Source organism: Castellaniella sp., from assembly GCF_004321985.1.
Classification (GTDB): Bacteria; Pseudomonadota; Gammaproteobacteria; order Burkholderiales; family Burkholderiaceae_B; genus Castellaniella.
Genome location: NZ_SCQN01000018.1, coordinates 1 through 16,874 on the forward strand (window position 1 = coordinate 1; position 16,874 = coordinate 16,874).

Consider the following 16,874-nt stretch of genomic DNA (forward strand, 5'->3'; position numbering starts at 1 on the left):
TCATCTTTCTGACAATCTGCTCTTTGAGTTCCAGGCTGTAGGTGGACATGAAATCATTCCGATCACCCCCTCAAATTCCGTTTTCAGGTGACCGGACATCTATTGTGACCGAGGGGGGCATCGGGGATGCGCTTGCGGATCACATTGGCCACAGGCTCCAGGTTGCTAGCGTCGAAGGCGACGATGGTTGCGTATCCAGTGCACTGGTGGATGCTGGCGCTGGTCGCATAGCCCTCTGCGATCACGATGGTCTTCTTGCCGTCGATGGTCCGGGGCTGACCAATAGCGAAGAAGTGGCCCTGTTTCGCACCACCGGGTAAGTAGTCCCGATCGCGCCCCAGTACGTTGTCGTTGGATGGGAAGACGGCCTGCAGGCTGTGGATCTTCTTTCCCATGTCGCGGATCTGGATCAGCAGCGCGTTCTCGATGAAGTGCACTTCACCGGTTTCGCGGTCGAGCCGCTCCCAGCGGCCAATCCTCAGCCCATAGGCCGGTACGTGCTTACGCAGGAGGTACGGATGATCGTCGTCCGCCGGACCGGCCTCGTTCCATATCCTGGCAGCGCGCTTCGCAGCCTCGGCCTCGCGCTCGACCCTTTTCGCGGCTTCCTGCTTGCGACGCTCGGCGTGTTCAGCATCACGCAGAGCACGCTCCGCGCCGGTTGCCCTGCTTCCAGATGGCGAGGCGCTCCAACCAGCATCTATGGCAGCCCCAAACAGGGTGCGCGCGGTGATAGCTCCGGGCTTGATACTACGCCATGTCGATCGGAAGTCGGACGGATCGAAGTTCTCACCGCGCTCTGACCATGCGCGTGCGTCGTCTTCCGAGATGCCAGCATCATGGGCCGCCATCAACAGCTTCACCCATGGTTCGCGCTCGATGGGAGGATCAAGAAAGTCCAGAGCGCTGAGAGCTCGGTCGAGCTCATCACCCTGCTGGGTCGGCGAGTTGTGTTCTTGCGTGGGTCGCGGCACGCAGGTATTTTCGGCTATATAATTCATATGTGGAACTTGAATGCCCGGTGCGCTGCGTCAACAGCCCCGGGCATTCTCATTTACGCCGGGAAAGCATCGAACGGTTTATCGGCCGGCTACAGCCGGGTATTTGAGGCGATTCTCTCACTGAAACCACCACAATTCAAGTTTTTCTATTGGCGTGTTATTTTTGATAGCTTTTATCATACGCCGGTGCGTATGATTGAATTGCGAGGGCCTCATTTCGGCACCCAACGATGCACTTTTGACCGCGCAAGCGGCTCACACGGGCCGTTGCTCATCTGGATGGTCGCCGCCGCCTCGGCAAGCGTCTGGCTTTCTAGCCACGTAGTCGACGCAAAGCGTGTCCGTTCATTTACTTCTCATCTCGGCGAGACACGCCGCGCGCATGTCCGCGCGTTGGATGGCATAGCATCGAGAAGAATCGTTGTGTGCCTTGGCGAGGCAGAACGCGCGGGCATCCTGGTCTGAGATGGTGTAGCAGGCGCTGGCATCGGCGGCGTGGGCACCCCCGATAAACACCGCATAGGCCATAGCGAGTAATACCAGTCTGATCATTATTTCTTTTCTCCATTTAGTGAGAGAGGGCTACCGCGAGCGTGTCAACGGAATGACTTCGGCGCCACCGGTCAAGATTGCGTCCAGACGGTTTCCTAGAGCTGTCCATGCCTCCCGCTTTTCTTCCTTATAACTCCAGTGAAAATAATGGCGGCGTGTTTTCGCCCCCTTGATCACGTGGTTCTGACAGTGGTCGATAATCTCTAGCGGGATGCGTAAAGATTGCATCATCGTGGCCCCGGTGCGGCGCAAGTCGTGCGGCGTCCACTCGCCTTTGGCCCCATCGGCCAGTACCAGCGTATTGTCATGACGGCGACAAGATAACTGCTTGCGGTTTTTGAATCGGATTTGCCGATCCCCGATTTGCTTGCTCACGGAGTTGAGGCAGACATGCAGATCTTTTCCTGCCGCGTTCCTACCTGGGAATAGCCATCGGGATTTGCCCGTTAATTCTTTCAGTCGGGTAAATTGGCGACAGGAAAAGTCAGACAGGTAAACCATAAGATCCTGCTTCTGCTTTCGCTGGCCTTTGACGTTCGCCCTTGGAATGAACCATGTTCTAGCTTCTAGGTCCACATGCGACCACTCGGCCATGAGCAATTCTCCAATGCGGCAAAGGGTGCCCAGACAAATCCAGATAGCAAGCTCGCTTTCCGGTTTCAATGGGCGCACAGCTTCATACTTCGCGCCCGCTGGTGCCGCCTCGTAATCCTCACGCATACGGGTAAAGATGTCCGCCAGTTCTCGAATTTCCGCAACGGATAGGACGCGGTCACGTTCTTCCTCGTAATCGTCTGGCAGCAAGTTCTCAACGTCGATCAACTTGGCGGGGTTGCCGTCAACCAGTAGGCCACGCCAGGGCTTGCGCTGCTCCGCCCACAGAAGCATCTGTGTCACGCCACGGTAGATCACCACAGTCAGGCGCCCATTGGTGCGGGCGGCAACCTTGCGCAACAGGGCCAGGATATGGGTATCCACAAGCTTGCGCAGCTCAATACTGCCAAGTTCCGGCAACACATCCTTATTGAACAGGCGTTTCAGCTCTTTGTTCCCGTCCTTGCGGGCTACACCATCCACAATCCAGACGTTGTACAGGTCGCGCACTGTTTTGCGCTCGGCATCTGCCGCCGCCTTTTGGGCGATGACAGCCTCTCGCTCGGCCTGGGCCTCGATCTTGGCCGCAGCCTTGTCGGTGCTGGGATTGACACCCGCCTTCACCTTATCGCGGGCGGCGTCACGGTTACTGCGGATTTCCGCCAGATCAACGGTAGGCCAAGTACCACACTGAAACCAAGCCACCTTGTTTTGCCAGCGAAAAGCATACTTGAAGCGAGCAGTCGTTTTGCCGCTCTTGGCCACCCGAACCTCCCCGGACAACCCTTCGCCGTCGCTCAGGGTATCACCATGCCAGTCGGTGGGAATGGATTGCAGCTCACGGATCGTCCACTTGCCGCCTTTACCTGCCTTCGGGTATCGGGTCGTCATTCTGCCTCCAAGGGGTAAATAAAGGGGTAAACAGAATGATAGCTTATGATGAGCCTTCGTGGACTATCTTGGTCAAAAAATTTTACTCTAACTAATTGAATATAATTGATTTTTCTTCAATCCTGGACTTCCTTGGATTACTACGGTCAATATACTTAACTGCTTTGGGAGCAGAGGGTAGCATGTTCGAATCATGTCGCCCCGACCAACCACCGGGATATGAACCTCAGACACCCACATCACGGCGGCGGTGCAACAGGCGATAAGCCAAGCCTGCACCCACCACTGCCCACAGCAGAAAGCTGACATAGACCCCCACGTCGGGGATCACCATCAAGTACTCGGCGCCTGTCGCACGCGACAGAGTGGCCGTGCAGACTGTGTACATGCCCACCGGAAATACGATGTCCCAGTCGTCCACCTCGTAGTTCACGGGAACACGGCTCCAGACGTGACGCCAGAGCTCCAGAATCACCAACAACGGGATCCACCAGGTCGCCATCGCCCAGTAGAGCAGGGAAAAACCCTTGACGAATGGCAGCAGATCGTGGAGCGGGCCTTGCGCCGGAGCGTGAAGGATGATCAGGCTGCCAGCCAAGGCACTGATCGCCAGCGCACCCATGTTGATCCAGTACGGCGGGGTGAATTCGCGCGCAACCAGGGGCAGCAGCACCATCCGGTATGTGATCAGCGTAATGATGACGAGATACCATGCACACCCGATCAGATACAGCGACATCGCGGCAAACAGCAGCCACTCACGGACGGCCAGCGCACCGTCCTGCGCGAGGATCGCGATCAGCACCGCAAGCGCCTGCGTCGCGACTACCACTACCAGCCAGCTCCCATTGATGGTGGCGCTGAACGGTGCCTTGACCCGACGGGTCATGGTCGAGAAGAAAAACAGGTAGATCAGCACCACCCAGCACAACGCACCCCAAACCGCGATGATCCGCGCCAACAGCGGCAGATACACGACCAGCAGGCATTGAATCGCCAGCACGCAAGTCCCGGCCGCCATCGTCAGGAACGCCGCGCCCCGCCCAGGCGCGACGAAATTCGAGACCATCTCGTCACGATAAAAGATGAAGCGTAACGTGCTGATCAGCAGCAGCCACAAGTACGCCGCCCAGTTCAGCCAGAACAGCGCCTTGCCCAGCACCAACATCCCATGCTGGGTGAGATCGACCGAGACGACGCCAGTAGCCATCACCAGCGCAAAGCCTCCGGGTTCCATGGCGCGGGCGCGGGCCATCACGCGCGCTGCGACGGGCATCAGCCACCCCATGCCACACCTCCTCCTGAACAAGTCCAGCGTGCCCCGTACCCGCCCAAAAGGGTCGACAACACCGGATACGGCCTCATTCCCGGCCCCACTGCGCCATCATATGGCACTACCGTCGACGTGGAAAATCAAGGTCGAGCGAGCCGTTCGCAGTGCCTCTTCGCCGGACCCGCGGGGAACCAGACACACGGTACCGAATCCCGGTGGCAAGAAGACGGGTATCAGGTGACATTCCCACACATTTTGCGCCAGGTTTCTGTGTATAGTCTGGGCTCGTTCGCCGTTCAAGGAATTTCCAATGTCTTCTTCCTCCCTCGACGATCTGGGCAAGCTCGTTCTCCGCCTCGGCCTGGGCGCACTGCTGTTGCTGCATGGCATATCCAAGCTTCACGGCGGCGTAGACTGGATTACCGGCATGGTGGCAGCCCGAGGACTACCCGGTTTTGTCGCCTACGGCGTCTACATCGGTGAAATCGTCGCTCCCATCCTCATCATCCTGGGCATCTACGCCCGGATCGGCGGCCTGATTGTCGCGATCAACATGCTGTTCGCCCTGGGTCTGGCGCACATGAAAGATCTGTTTGTACTGGGCAAAAGCGGCGGCTGGGCGCTGGAACTGCAGGGCCTGTATCTGGTGAGCGGATTGGTGATCCTGCTGATAGGGGCGGGTCGATACAGCCTGAGCGGCCGGTCGGGCAGGTTCAATTAAGCTGCCGGCAACTAAATATCCCTGGCAAAGCCAAGGGATTCTGGTTACGAACTGCTCAAGGCCCCTGGGCAGGGACACTCCCTGAGTCCACCGTAATCAGTGGGTCGGCCTGGCGGAGACTCCCGCAGGAGGCATCGAGAACACTGGAATCGGCAGCGAAGGTGAAGACGAGCCCCTCGACGGCTATCTGGTCACCAAGTTCGTGACCCAGACCTGAGACGCACCCTCCTTCACGACCCACCAATCGAAGACTATTCACCTATGCCGGTCCGTACCGGCTGCATCCCTCACACCCTTGACAGGCACGCGGGCCGCGCATCATGATGCAGCAAAGAACCCGGGCGGCACAGACTAGCTGATCCGTGTCGCAACGCCAACAAGGAGACAACGAGATGGAACGCAGAACCTTCATCAAAATGGGCGGCTATGCCGCGCTAGCAGCGGGGCTCGGTGTCCCGAGCCTGGCCGCTGCTGCGGGAAAGAACATCGTATACCTCACCCCAGGTCTTGATCTTCCCTTCTGGCGCTACCTATCCAAGGGCATCGAGGACACGGTCAAAGCCAAGGGTTACGGCTTCCAGGTGCTCGATTCGCACAACAGTGCCCAGACACAACTGCAAAACGCACAAGATTCAATCGGACGCAAGATTGCCGGCCTAGTGCTCTCCCCCACCGACTCTTCCACCGCACCCAGCGTGCTGGCGCTCGCGCAGCGAGCCAAAGTACCGGTCGTGATCGGCGACATCGGCACCAACAGCGGCGACTATGCCTCCTTCATCGTATCCGACAACTACAAGGGCGCCTATGGAGTAGGCGAGGGACTTGCCGCAGCCCTCAAAAAGAAGGGCTGGCTAGGCGACTCGGTCGGCATCATCGCGATCTCGCAAGCCCGAAAGAACGGTCAGGCTCGCACCAAGGGTTTCCTCGACGGATTGAAAGCGGGCGGCTTTACCGGCAAGCAGGCTGGCATGCAGCAGATGCAGTCGTACACCGCACAGGAAACGTTCACCTTCACACAGGACATGCTCACCGCAAACCCTGGCATGCGCGGCCTGTTCGTCCAGACTGACCAGCCGTCCATAGGCGCCCTGCGTGCCATCAAGGCAGCCCGCCGTCAGGGCCAGGTGCTGCTTGCTGCGTTCGACGGCATCCCCGAGTTCATCGACCTAATTAAGTCCGGCCAGATTGTGGTCGACGGGATGCAGCAGCCATATCTCATGGGCGTCACCTCCGGCAAGGCGCTACTCGAGGTACTGGACGGCAAGACGCCGGAGAAAGACATCCAGGTACCGGTACTGGCCGTCACCAGCGAAAACATCGAGCAACAGCTCCCCACCATCCGGAAGACAGTCTTCGCCAGCGAGGTTTGAGTCCTTGCCCCGACGCATCCCCTTTTACAGAGGTGAGTGACGGTGCAGCAGAGTAGAGTACCCGTGCAACCGCTTCTCTCGGCGCACGGGATCGTCAAGACCTTCGATCGCACACGGGCTCTCTCGGGTGTGAACTTCGAACTCGCCGAAGGTGAGATCCACGGGTTGCTCGGTGCCAATGGCGCAGGCAAGTCCACGCTCTCAAAGGTGATTGCAGGCCATCACGTTCCCGATTCGGGCGAACTCATCTTCCGTGGCCAACCGTTACGGCTGCGCGGTGCGCGCGACGCATTGCGTGCCGGCATCACCATCGTGATGCAGGAAACGACCCTAGTCCCCGACCTCACCGTGCTAGAGAACATCTTTCTGCCAGAACTCGGCAAGCGCGGACGCCTCGACACCCATGCACTGCTCGACCGCGGCCGCGAGATCCTCGACAGCCTGGGCCAGGCAGACAGTCTTGTATTCGACTGGGAAGTACACCGGCTGTCTTCGGCGCAAAAGCAACTAGTCGAAATTGCGAAGGCGTTGGGCGTGGACGCAAAGGTACTGATCTTCGACGAACCTACCGCATCTCTAAGCCCCAGCGAGGTCGAACGGCTCTTCGACATCATGGAACGGTTACGCGCAACCGGCCATGGGCTGATCTTTGTCTCGCACCGGCTTGAAGAGGTGTTTTCCATCACCGACCGCGTCACCGTGATGCGCGAAGGCCGTACGGTGCTGGCTGGTGAGCCCACCACAGGCCTGAACCAAGCAGATTTGATCCGCGCCATGGTGGGAGCGGATATAGGCCCGATCTACAAACAAACAGAGTCTGCAGACACTACCCAGGATGACAGGCCCATTGCACTCTCGGTGAAACACCTCGCATCCGCACCCACCGTGCGAGACGTAAGCTTCAACGTGCGCAAAGGCGAGATCGTGGGCTTGGGGGGGCTGGTCGGCGCGGGGCGCTCCGAAACCGTGGAAGCGATATTTGGACTCCGGCACAGGTCCTCAGGTGAGGTGCTGCTCAATGGCAAGGCGCTCAAGGCTGACGACCCGCGCAGAGCCATCCGCGCGGGACTCGGCTTCGTTGCGGAAGACAGGCGCACCCAGAACGTCGTGCCGGACTTCTCCGTACGTGAAAACCTGCTCCTCGCTCACCTGGGGGCCCACAGCGGTTTCTTTCGGGGCTACCACACACGAGAACAAAAGGTGAAGCAGTTGTTCGCACAATTGGGCCTACCTGAAGAACGGCTCACCGAGCAGTCCATGCTCAACTTTTCGGGCGGGATGCAGCAGAAGATCATCATCGCGCGCTGGCTGGTGCTCGAACCCAGGGTGCTGATCCTGGATGAACCCACCAAGGGTGTGGACATTGGCACGCGTGCAAGTATCTACGCCATGCTTTGCCACATCGCCAAGACCGGCGTGGCGATCGTTGTAGTGTCATCTGACTTCGAAGAGATCCTCGGACTGTGCGATCGCATTGTGATTGTCAGCGACGGGCGTTCCGTCGCTGATCTGCCAAGCAACGTGCTGAGTGAAGAAAAACTCACTGTGCTCGCAGCCCCACGCACCTCTATGCAGCGCAATACCAACCTCCTGGCAGAACTGACAAAGCAATACGGTGGAGCCGGCTTCTGGGCACTGCTCGAGGGTGAGCAGCTCATCTGTCTCAACTCCGTCGTACGCGACGCCAAACTCGACCCGGGCTTCGGCCCGGGTGACACACGCACATTCTCCGAGACCGCCATACCGCAGGCCCTAGTGCGAAGGGACAACACCTTCGTACTCGAGCGAAATGATGGCCGCCGCACATTGCTCGTTCCCATGCGCAGCACCCGCGGTCACGACCTCGGATGGGTCGGGCTGAGTATGGACGCAACTGCGGAATTACCCTCGGTAGAAGCCATCCGTTCTCGAGTCAATACCATCGCCTCCCATCTCTGACCATGAACGCAACCGCCACCGACGCCGAAACCCCCTCTGGAGTTCCCGCCATCCGGCACACTCCAATCACCACCCGCCTTGCACGTCGCCTGGAAGTGCGGATGCTGATTCTGGTACTGCTGATAGGCCTCGGCCTGTCCATCATGTCGCCGTATTTCCTCACGCGCTCGAATATCTTCAACATGCTCGACCAGTCGGTCATCATCGGCATTGTGTCCGTGGGCATGACCTTCGTGATTCTGATCGGCGGTATCGATCTCTCAGTGGGGTCGGTGGTGGGTGTCACCGGTATCGTGCTTGGCCTCTCGCTACATCACATGGCGATTGCACCATCCATTGCGCTCGCTGTGCTCGCGGGTGCTGGCATCGGCTTGGTCTCGGGCGTGCTCATCGCGGTCTTTGGCCTCGCTCCGTTCGTGGTCACACTGGGGGTGATGGCGATCGGCCGGAGCCTCGCCTACATCCTCTCAGGGCAGACGGCGATTGCCAACCTGCCAGACGCGCTACAGGACATTGTCTACACCAATGTCCTGGGCATCCCTTCCAATGTTCTCTTCCTGCTCACGCTGTATCTTGCAGGCTGGGTCTATCTCACCTTCACCAAGGGAGGGCGAACCATTTATGCCGTAGGTTCAAATATCGAGGCGGCGCGCGCGGCAGGCCTGAGCACACTGTTCTATTCGATTCTGCCCTACGTGCTCGCCGGGGCCCTGTCAGCAATTGCAGCGTCGTTCTCGGTCGCACAGATCATGTCGGCCGACCCGCTCATGGGCAACGCAATGGAACTCGACGCCATCGCGGCGGTCGTCATCGGCGGCGCAAGCCTCTATGGCGGCCGCGGCTCCATGATAGGCACCCTCTTCGGAGTATTCATCATGGTGATGATCCGAAACGGCCTGAACCTCATGGGCGTATCACCCTTCTGGCAAGGCTCGGCCATCGGCACTGTCATCATCGTGGCACTTCTTGTCGAACGTTTCGTCAGCAACAGAGCCAGCAAATGAACACCATCACTGAACCACTTCGCGCTATCAAGCTCTTCGGCACCGAAGAACCCGTCACTGCACCGCGCGTGCTGACGGCCGGGCCGCTCACCGCCGAGTTCGACGCTGGCAACCTGCGCCATATCCGCCAGGGCGGCGTGGAACTCATCCGTGCCATCTCCTTCATCGTTCGCGACCACAACTGGGGTACCTACAGTCCGCAGATCGAAAATCTGGCGATCGATGAGCGAGACGGTAGGTTCCGCGTCACCTACGATGCGTGTGCCCGCGATGAGCGACAAAGGCTGCGCTTCAGCGCCGTGATCGAGGGCAATGCCAAAACTGGTCTGAATTTTGCCGTGAGGGGTGCAACGGAGACAGACTTCCTCACGAACCGTACAGGCTTTGTCGTGCTCCACCCCTGCGCGCTTGCCGGCAAGCCCGTCACAATAGAGCACACGGACGGCAAGGTAGAAGAAGGCCAGTTCCCGCAGGAGATCGACCCGCTGCAACCTATGATGGATCTGCGCTGCCTGACTCACAGCGCAACGCCAGGCTTGCGTGTCACCTGCCGGATGGAAGGCGACACCTACGAGATGGAAGACCAGCGCAATTGGACGGATGCCTCGTACAAAACCTACACACGCCCACTCGCGCTGCCCTGGCCATACACGATGCGGAAGGGCACGGCGATTGAACAGTCCATCAGGCTCTCGGTCACCGGCTCGATGCCACGCCGTTCATCCACAGATGCCGTCATCCCCGTCACACTAAAGCTCGGTGCCACGGAGGGTACCATCCCGCCACTAGGTCTAGGCCTGCAGCCGCGCGACATTGCTGACACCTGTACGCACATGGACAGGCTTAGAAAGGTAGGCATTGGACACATCATTGGCTACTACGATCCGCGCGAGGGGCATGATGCCAACACTTTGCATGGCCTGGCCGACGCGGCCAGGAAGATGGGTGCCACCCCCTGGCTAGAAGCCGTCGTGGCATCGGTGGGCGGATTTGCCGAGGAACTCACGCGCCTGGGTAAGATGGTCGAGGCCCAGGGCTCTCCCTTCACGACAGTGCTTGTCTCGCCCGCGCCTGATCTCAAATGCACCTTGCCTGGTAGCGTGTGGCCGCCAGCGCCACCTCCACGCGAATTTTTTGCAGCAGCGCGCGCTGCGTTCCCGAAAGCCCGTCTGGGTGGAGGGATGTTCAGCCTCTTCACCGAGATGAACCGCAAACGCCCGCCCATGGATCTGATCGACTTCCTGAGCTTCACAACCACGGCCATGCTGCACGCTGGCGACGACGTCTCCATCATGGAAGGGTTGGAGTCACTGCCCGCCATGACGTTGACCGCCAGCAGGATTGCGGGGGACAAGCCATGGGCGGTCGGCCCAAGTGCCATCGGCCTGCGCATGAACCCGTACGGCGACGCCCCCTTCGGCAACCCGAACAATATCCGTCAGGCGATGAATTTCAATGACCCGCGCCACCGCGCGCTACTGGGCGCGGGCTGGGCCGTAGGCTATTTCGCACGCTTTGCAACCGGTGGCGCCTCAGCCATCACACTAGGTGGTGCGACCGGGCCCTTCGGTCTGCTGCATACCCCACAGAGCTGGCCACAGCCCTGGTACGACGAAAACCCCGGCGGCCTCTTCCCCATGTACCACGTGTTGCGCGGGCTAGCGGCCTTGCACGGCACACAGCGCCGCACGGTGAGTATCTCTGAACCTGCACAGGTACAGGCAATCGCCGGACGTGATCAGAGAGGTACCACGACAGTATGGCTAGCCAACATCACCGGGCAAGCACTAACACTACGCTGCGAATGCGAAGTCACAGACTGTGTCATGCTGGATGAAACGAGCTTCGTACTCGCTGCTCGCGACCCGGAGGCAATCGACACGCTTGTCAGGGCTGGCATGCACACGCTGGCGCTTGCTCCTTACGCAATCGCCCGGCTTTCGACGGCAGCCTGACTCATCCAAATCTCCCCGTAATGTAGTCTTCGGTTTCCTTACGGGTGGGTTTGACGAAGATCTGGTCAGTGGGTCCGAATTCCATGAGTTCGCCCAAATACATGTACGCCGTGTAGTCCGAGCAGCGGGCCGCCTGCTGCATGTTGTGGGTGACGATCACCACCGTGTAGTCGGACTTCAGTTCCGCAATCAGCTCCTCGATCTTTGCGGTGGAAATGGGATCCAGCGCCGAACACGGCTCGTCGAGCAGCAGCACTTCAGGCTTGATCGCCACGCCGCGGGCGATGCACAGACGCTGCTGCTGCCCCCCTGACAGGCCATGGCCGCTCTGGCCCAGCTTGTCCTTGACCTCGTCCCACAGCGCTGCCTTGATCAGCGCCCATTCGACGCGCTCATCCATTTCGCCCTTGCTCAGACGCTCAAACAACCGCACGCCAAATGCGATGTTGTCGTAGATGCTCATGGGGAACGGCGTGGGCTTCTGGAACACCATGCCGACCTTTGCGCGAATCAGCGAGATATCCAGCCGGGAATTGAGGAGGTCCTCGCCATCCAGCTCGATGGTGCCTTCGGCACGCTGGCCTGGATAGAGCTCGAACATGCGGTTGAAGGTCCGCAGCAGTGTGGACTTCCCGCAGCCGGACGGCCCGATGAAAGCGGTGACCTTGTTCTCCGCAACGTCCATGTTGATGTCGCGCAGCGCCTGAAATGCGCCGTAATAGAAGTTCAGGTTCCGCACCGACAGCTTGGTGTGCTCCTGGTCAGCGATGGCGATCGATGTCATGGGCAGGTATCTATGGACTATTTATTGCGAAACAGGCTGCGCGCGGCGATATTGATGGCCAGCACGAGCAGCGTGATGAGAGCCGCACCCGCCCATGCCAGCCGGTTCCAGTCCTCGAAGGGACTGGCCGCGTACTGGAAGATGACCACCGGCAGATTGGCAATGGGCGCATTCATGTCGAGCGACATGAACTGGTTGTTCAGTGCGGTGAACAGCAGCGGCGCTGTTTCGCCAGAAATTCGCGCCACCGCCAGCAGAATGCCGGTGAGAATGCCCGAGCGTGCGGCGCGATAGCAGATGAATACGACGATCCGCCACTGGGGGCACCCCAACGCTGCGGCAGCCTCACGCAGGCTGTTGGGAACCAGGCTAAGCATGTTGTCCGTGGCCCGCACCACCACCGGGATGACCAGGATCGCCAAGGCAAACGCGCCAGCCCACCCAGAATAGTGCCCGATCGGAGCAACATACACGGCGTAGATGAACAGGCCAATCACGATGGACGGGGCCGACAGCAGCACGTCATTCAGGAATCGCGTGGCCGGCGCGAGCCAGCCGCGGCGACCGTACTCGGCCAGATAGGTGCCGGCGAGCACGCCAATGGGCGTGCCGATCAGCGTCCCTACTCCCGAAATCAGGATGCTGCCCACAATGGCATTGATCAGCCCCCCGGACTGTCCTGGTGGCGGTGTGCTCTGCCACAGCAGAGACAGCGACAAGGCCCCTGCGCCTTTGAACAGCAGCGTCAGGATGATCCAGGCGAGCCAGAACAACCCTGAGACCAGTGTGACGCCGGAGAGTGCCAGCATCACGCGATTGAAGCGCCGTCGACGGCGATACAGGGGGTTGGACTGGCTAATGAAAGAATCGGCAGCAGGCATGGCGGTCAGCGGGTAGTCCCTTCCTTGCGCGACAGCTGCAAGAGCATGAATTTGGAAAGCGCGAGCACAACGGTGGTGATCAGGAACAGGATCAGGCCCAGTTCCAGCAGCGCGGACTTCTGTAGCCCTCCCGCCTCATTGAATTCGTTGGCCAGCGCCGAGGCAATGGAATTCGACGGTGAAAAAATCGAGGTGGGTCGGTTGAAAGCATTACCGATCACGAAGGTGACCGCCATGGTCTCCCCCAAGGCACGCCCCAGCCCCAGCATGATGCCGCCGATCACGCCATGCTTGGTGTAGGGCAGCATGACCGTCCAGACAACTTCCCAGGTGGTGCTGCCCAGCCCGTAGGCAGATTCCTTCAGCATGGGCGGCACCTGTTCGAAGACATCGCGCATGACGGCCGTGATGAACGGGATCACCATGATCGACAGAATCAGCCCGGCCGTAAAAAGGCCGATGCCCATGGGAGGACCGGCGAACATATGGTTCAGCACCGGAATATCGGCGAACAGATCCACCACGTAGGGCTGCACGTAGGTCTGAAACAGCGGCACGAAGACGAACAACCCCCACATGCCATAGATGATGGACGGGATGGCGGCCAGCATCTCGATGGCGGTCCCCAACGGCCGGCGCAACCAGACCGGCGAGAGCTCGGTCAGGAACATCGCAATCCCGAACGACACCGGCACCGCGATGAGGAGCGCCAGAAACGCGCTGATGACCGTGCCCAGGATGGGCACCAGCGCCCCAAAATGCTGACGTACCGGATCCCAGTCGTCAGTCCACAGAAAGGCAAGCCCACCCTGGGCAATCGAATCGCGACTGCCGTAGATGAGCGATACCAGGATGCCGGCAAGCAGGATGAAGACGAAGAACGCAAACAGGCGAGTCGTCTGCCGGAAACCGGCATCTACCAACAGATTGCGTTGCTTGTTGATCATGAAGAGGAAGTCCGAGGCGATGGGCGGCGCGTTGCAGGCCGCCCGCCGAAACTCAAAGACCGTCATTTTCCCACAGTACCCGACGATCGCGCTACAGGCCAGCACCATACCGTCTTACCGCACCGCAACAATCCAGAAGCCGCCTCCGCAGAGACGGCCTCCCGGACTGCAGGGCTATTTACGGCCAAACAGGCTTATCGTCCTGGCTGCGGATTTGCGACGACCAGACCGCATGGATCTTGCTGGTCACTGCTTCCGGCAGCGGCACATAATCCAGCTCGCGGGCCATGTCGCCGCCCTTGCTCCAGGCCCAGTCGAAGAACTTGAGGACTTCGTGGGCGCGCGATGCATCGGGCACCTTCCGGGGAATCAGGATGAAGGTGGCTGAAGTGACCGGCCAGGAGTCAGCACCCGGCTCGTTGGTCAGGATGACCCCCATGCCCGGCACGGAATCCCAGTTGGCGTGTGCAGCGGCCGCCGCAAACGCCTTCTGGGAAGGCTGCACGAAGCTACCTGCCTCATTCTTCAGCTGCGCCCAGGCCAGCTTGTTCTGATGGGCGTAGGCGTATTCGACATAACCAATGGAGTTGGCCAGCTGGCGCACATAGGCCGCGACCCCTTCGTTCCCCTTGCCGCCCTGACCCGTGGGCCACTTGACGGCCTTGCCTTCACCCACCTGGGACTTCCAGGCATCAGAGACCTGCGACAGATAGTGCGTCCAGCCAAAGGTCGTGCCCGAACCGTCCGAACGGTGCACCACCACGATGCTCTTGGCGGGCAGCTTGAGGTCCGGATTCAATTGCGCAATGGCCGGGTCATTCCAGGTACGAATCTTGCCGAGGAAAATATCTGCCAGAACGGGACCAGTGAGCTTAAGCGCCCCCGCCTTCACACCCTGGACATTGACCACGGGAACTGTGCCGCCAATGACCGCTGGAAACTGCACCAGCGCATTCTTTTCCAGTTCGGCCGGCTTCATGGGGTCGTCTGAAGCACCGAAGTCGACGGTGCGCGCGATGATCTGTTGCTGACCACCACCCGAACCGATGGACTGATAATTCACCCGATTACCCGTTGCTTGCTGATACTGTGCAGCCCACTTGGCATAGATGGGGTACGGGAAGGAGGCGCCCGCTCCCGTCAGGTCGGCCGCTTGAGCGGCAGTACCTGATGCCATCACCAGCGCCAGACCGGCGGCGCATTGCGCCCACTTGCTTTTGAACATGTCATATCCCTGTAAGGATTTGATGAACGACAGCGTCATCGCTGTCAAGTTGGCATGATAAAGACCACATATGACAGTTTGATGACACAGGATCGCCGAAATCACGAAGCGGCCCTCGGCGGGCCGCGATATCGATTTTTACTGCCGCCCCGTCACTTCTGGCGCGCCAAATACGCTTGGGCAGCCTGTTCCATCGTGATGAAGGTGGCCCCCTTTCCCCTCAAAATCTCGATAAGGCGTTCGAGGATCAGCATCCGGTGGCCCCGCCCGATGACATAAGGGTGAAACGTATACGTCAGTATGCCCCAGTCGCAGATGCGGCACATGTATTCGAAATCTCCCACCCAGTTGGAGAGTACGCCTTCGGCGTCCTTGAGCCCATTCATGACGCTGTTTGGCATGCGCAGGAACTCGAAGTGCGGGAAGTCGTCCAGCGACCAGCTCACTGGCAGCTCGACCAGTGACGTCTTCTTACCGAACTCCATGGGTTCAGTCTTGTAGATCTTATCGCCTTCACGCACGAAGTAGGGCTCGTAGTCGTTGCCCATCATGCTGCTCTCGTAAAGAAAGCCATGCTTGACGAGAAGCTTCAGCGTGTTGGGTCCAAGATCCCAGGAAGCCGAGCGATACCCCGTGGGCTTGCGCCCCGTGAGGCGCTCGATGGCCTCATTGGCGCGCGCCAGGCCTTCGTCTTCGTCCTTTAGGGAAAGGGCGGCGGGCGGAATGTGGGTCCACCCGTGATTGCCAACCTCGTGGCCGGCCCTGACGATCTGTTCACAGATCCGCGGATAAGTCCCAATCACCACGCCAGGGATGAAGAAAGATCCCTTGATGCCTTGGCGCTCAAGCAGATTAAGAATCCGCGGCACCGCCACCGCGCCGAATTCACCGCGCGAAATGGGGTTGGGCGTCACCATGTCTCGCGCCACCAGCCCCGACATCGCATCCACATCGAAGCTTAAACACACCATCAGCTGCTTCATTCCACTTTCCTCCTTCTGTCCAATCAAGAGCCGCTGAAGGGTAGCCCCAACGAACCTGCGCTCGCCCCGCCATCGACCGCCAGAACGCTGCCGCTAATCCAGCTAGCCTGCTCGCTACAAAGAAAGAGCACGGCGTTCGCAATGTCTTGCGGCTTGCCCACCCGTCCCAGCGGCACGGTGTCGGCGACAGCCTGCGCATACTGCTCGGAAATGGGGTTTACCGTGCTGTGAACCTCTACATAGCCTGGGGCCACCGCATTGACGCGAATGCCTTGCCGGGCAAGCTCAAGCGCCTGGCTGCAGGTGAGCATGGAAAGCCCGGCCTTGGAGGCGCAATAGTGCGCGGCCCCGCGCCGCGCGCGCTTTGCCGCGCCCGACGAGATATTGACCACCACCCCGGGCGTCTCGGCCGCCACGAGCTTGCGCGCAAAGCTTTGAACGCACAGATGAGGCCCCTTCAGATTAGTGTCGAACACGCGATCCCAGGCCTGTTCGCTCATATCGAGCAAGGGGTGGCTGGGGTAGAGCCCAGCAGCGTTCACGAGGACATCAACCACCCCCATCTGCGACCAGACTTCATCGAAGAGCCGGGACACGGCCCGCGCATCGCGCACATCCACGCCATACCCACGAACTGAATCGCCCCGGGTTTCGCGGAGGCTCCAAGCTTTGAGAGAATGGAGTCATGGCAAACCAAACGAAGTTTTCCCCCGAAGTGCGCGAACGCGCCGTGCGGCTGGTGCAGGAGCATCGCG

Annotated in this window: 14 protein-coding genes and 1 pseudogene; 6 read left to right on the forward strand and 9 right to left on the reverse strand. The window is 59.8% G+C overall.

What is annotated here, in order from left to right; translation table 11 throughout:
* Positions 1-83 precede the first annotated feature (83 nt).
* Positions 84-863 carry a PriCT-2 domain-containing protein gene (locus EPN31_RS04865; RefSeq protein ID WP_291770330.1) on the reverse strand — a complete coding sequence of 260 codons (780 nt, stop codon included), beginning with the start codon at positions 861-863 and terminating at the stop codon, positions 84-86.
* Here EPN31_RS04865 and EPN31_RS04870 point away from each other — a divergent pair.
* On the forward strand, positions 840-1,466 hold the full coding sequence (locus EPN31_RS04870) for a hypothetical protein (RefSeq protein ID WP_291770332.1): 627 nt from the start codon (positions 840-842) through the stop codon (positions 1,464-1,466). The two genes, EPN31_RS04865 and EPN31_RS04870, sit on opposite strands and share 24 nt — an antisense overlap.
* Before the next feature lie 117 nt (positions 1,467-1,583).
* Here EPN31_RS04870 and EPN31_RS04875 read toward each other — a convergent pair whose 3' ends face one another.
* A complete protein-coding gene (locus EPN31_RS04875; protein ID WP_291770335.1) occupies positions 1,584-3,038 on the reverse strand; it encodes a site-specific integrase in 1,455 nt (484 codons plus the stop codon).
* Positions 3,039-3,264: 226 nt separating this feature from the next.
* Positions 3,265-4,326 (reverse strand): tellurite resistance/C4-dicarboxylate transporter family protein, encoded by a 1,062-nt coding sequence (locus tag EPN31_RS04880; RefSeq protein WP_291770337.1) that lies wholly within the window; start codon positions 4,324-4,326, stop codon positions 3,265-3,267.
* Between the two features lie 295 nt (positions 4,327-4,621).
* On the opposite strand from EPN31_RS04880, the gene EPN31_RS04885 reads away from it, so the two are divergent.
* The 5 genes from EPN31_RS04885 (at position 4,622) to EPN31_RS04905 (ending at position 11,299) form a co-directional block, all read left to right on the forward strand.
* A complete protein-coding gene (locus EPN31_RS04885) occupies positions 4,622-5,032 on the forward strand; it encodes a DoxX family protein (protein ID WP_291770340.1) in 411 nt (136 codons plus the stop codon).
* A gap of 392 nt (positions 5,033-5,424) precedes the next feature.
* The gene (locus EPN31_RS04890) at positions 5,425-6,402 is read left to right on the forward strand and encodes a substrate-binding domain-containing protein (protein ID WP_291770343.1); all 978 of its coding nucleotides are present in this window, start codon (positions 5,425-5,427) and stop codon (positions 6,400-6,402) included.
* Between the two features lie 129 nt (positions 6,403-6,531).
* Positions 6,532-8,340, forward strand: a complete 1,809-nt coding sequence (locus tag EPN31_RS04895) for a sugar ABC transporter ATP-binding protein (protein WP_291770346.1) — start codon at positions 6,532-6,534, stop codon at positions 8,338-8,340.
* Between the two features lie 101 nt (positions 8,341-8,441).
* A complete protein-coding gene (locus EPN31_RS04900) occupies positions 8,442-9,344 on the forward strand; it encodes an ABC transporter permease (RefSeq protein ID WP_291770348.1) in 903 nt (300 codons plus the stop codon).
* Positions 9,341-11,299: a hypothetical protein gene (locus tag EPN31_RS04905; RefSeq protein ID WP_291770351.1), complete on the forward strand. Its 1,959-nt coding sequence runs from the start codon at positions 9,341-9,343 to the stop codon at positions 11,297-11,299. The genes EPN31_RS04900 and EPN31_RS04905 overlap by 4 nt, the downstream gene beginning before the upstream one ends.
* A gap of 1 nt (position 11,300) precedes the next feature.
* Here the strand turns inward: EPN31_RS04905 and pstB are convergent, their stop codons facing one another.
* The 6 genes and pseudogenes from pstB to EPN31_RS04935 all read right to left on the reverse strand — a co-directional run.
* Entirely contained in the window at positions 11,301-12,083 is a 783-nt protein-coding gene (gene pstB, locus EPN31_RS04910; protein ID WP_291770354.1) for a phosphate ABC transporter ATP-binding protein PstB, read from the reverse strand.
* A 17-nt stretch (positions 12,084-12,100) separates the two neighbouring features.
* The gene (gene pstA / locus EPN31_RS04915; RefSeq protein ID WP_291770357.1) at positions 12,101-12,964 is read right to left on the reverse strand and encodes a phosphate ABC transporter permease PstA; all 864 of its coding nucleotides are present in this window, start codon (positions 12,962-12,964) and stop codon (positions 12,101-12,103) included.
* A gap of 5 nt (positions 12,965-12,969) precedes the next feature.
* On the reverse strand, positions 12,970-13,911 hold the full coding sequence (gene pstC / locus EPN31_RS04920) for a phosphate ABC transporter permease subunit PstC (protein ID WP_291770365.1): 942 nt from the start codon (positions 13,909-13,911) through the stop codon (positions 12,970-12,972).
* Positions 13,912-14,089: 178 nt separating this feature from the next.
* On the reverse strand, positions 14,090-15,136 hold the full coding sequence (pstS, locus tag EPN31_RS04925) for a phosphate ABC transporter substrate-binding protein PstS (RefSeq protein ID WP_291770359.1): 1,047 nt from the start codon (positions 15,134-15,136) through the stop codon (positions 14,090-14,092).
* Between the two features lie 152 nt (positions 15,137-15,288).
* Positions 15,289-16,119, reverse strand: a complete 831-nt coding sequence (locus EPN31_RS04930) for a polysaccharide deacetylase (protein ID WP_291770362.1) — start codon at positions 16,117-16,119, stop codon at positions 15,289-15,291.
* 23 nt (positions 16,120-16,142) lie between these two features.
* A pseudogene (locus EPN31_RS04935) lies at positions 16,143-16,772 on the reverse strand (SDR family NAD(P)-dependent oxidoreductase); the annotation flags it as partial.
* Positions 16,773-16,874 lie beyond the last annotated feature (102 nt).

Excerpts from the sequence above, each read along its gene's own strand:
- pstC (WP_291770365.1), bottom strand. The coding sequence starts at position 13,911 with ATGATCAACAAGCAACGCAATCTGTTGGTAGATGCCGGTTTCCGGCAG.
- EPN31_RS04900 (WP_291770348.1), top strand. The coding sequence starts at position 8,442 with ATGCTGATTCTGGTACTGCTGATAGGCCTCGGCCTGTCCATCATGTCG.
- EPN31_RS04885 (WP_291770340.1), top strand. The coding sequence starts at position 4,622 with ATGTCTTCTTCCTCCCTCGACGATCTGGGCAAGCTCGTTCTCCGCCTC.
- EPN31_RS04905 (WP_291770351.1), top strand. The coding sequence starts at position 9,341 with ATGAACACCATCACTGAACCACTTCGCGCTATCAAGCTCTTCGGCACC.
- EPN31_RS04870 (WP_291770332.1), top strand. The coding sequence starts at position 840 with ATGGGCCGCCATCAACAGCTTCACCCATGGTTCGCGCTCGATGGGAGG.
- EPN31_RS04930 (WP_291770362.1), bottom strand. The coding sequence starts at position 16,119 with ATGAAGCAGCTGATGGTGTGTTTAAGCTTCGATGTGGATGCGATGTCG.
- pstS (WP_291770359.1), bottom strand. The coding sequence starts at position 15,136 with ATGTTCAAAAGCAAGTGGGCGCAATGCGCCGCCGGTCTGGCGCTGGTG.
- pstA (WP_291770357.1), bottom strand. The coding sequence starts at position 12,964 with ATGCCTGCTGCCGATTCTTTCATTAGCCAGTCCAACCCCCTGTATCGC.
- pstB (WP_291770354.1), bottom strand. The coding sequence starts at position 12,083 with ATGACATCGATCGCCATCGCTGACCAGGAGCACACCAAGCTGTCGGTG.
- EPN31_RS04890 (WP_291770343.1), top strand. The coding sequence starts at position 5,425 with ATGGAACGCAGAACCTTCATCAAAATGGGCGGCTATGCCGCGCTAGCA.
- EPN31_RS04880 (WP_291770337.1), bottom strand. The coding sequence starts at position 4,326 with ATGGGGTGGCTGATGCCCGTCGCAGCGCGCGTGATGGCCCGCGCCCGC.
- EPN31_RS04875 (WP_291770335.1), bottom strand. The coding sequence starts at position 3,038 with ATGACGACCCGATACCCGAAGGCAGGTAAAGGCGGCAAGTGGACGATC.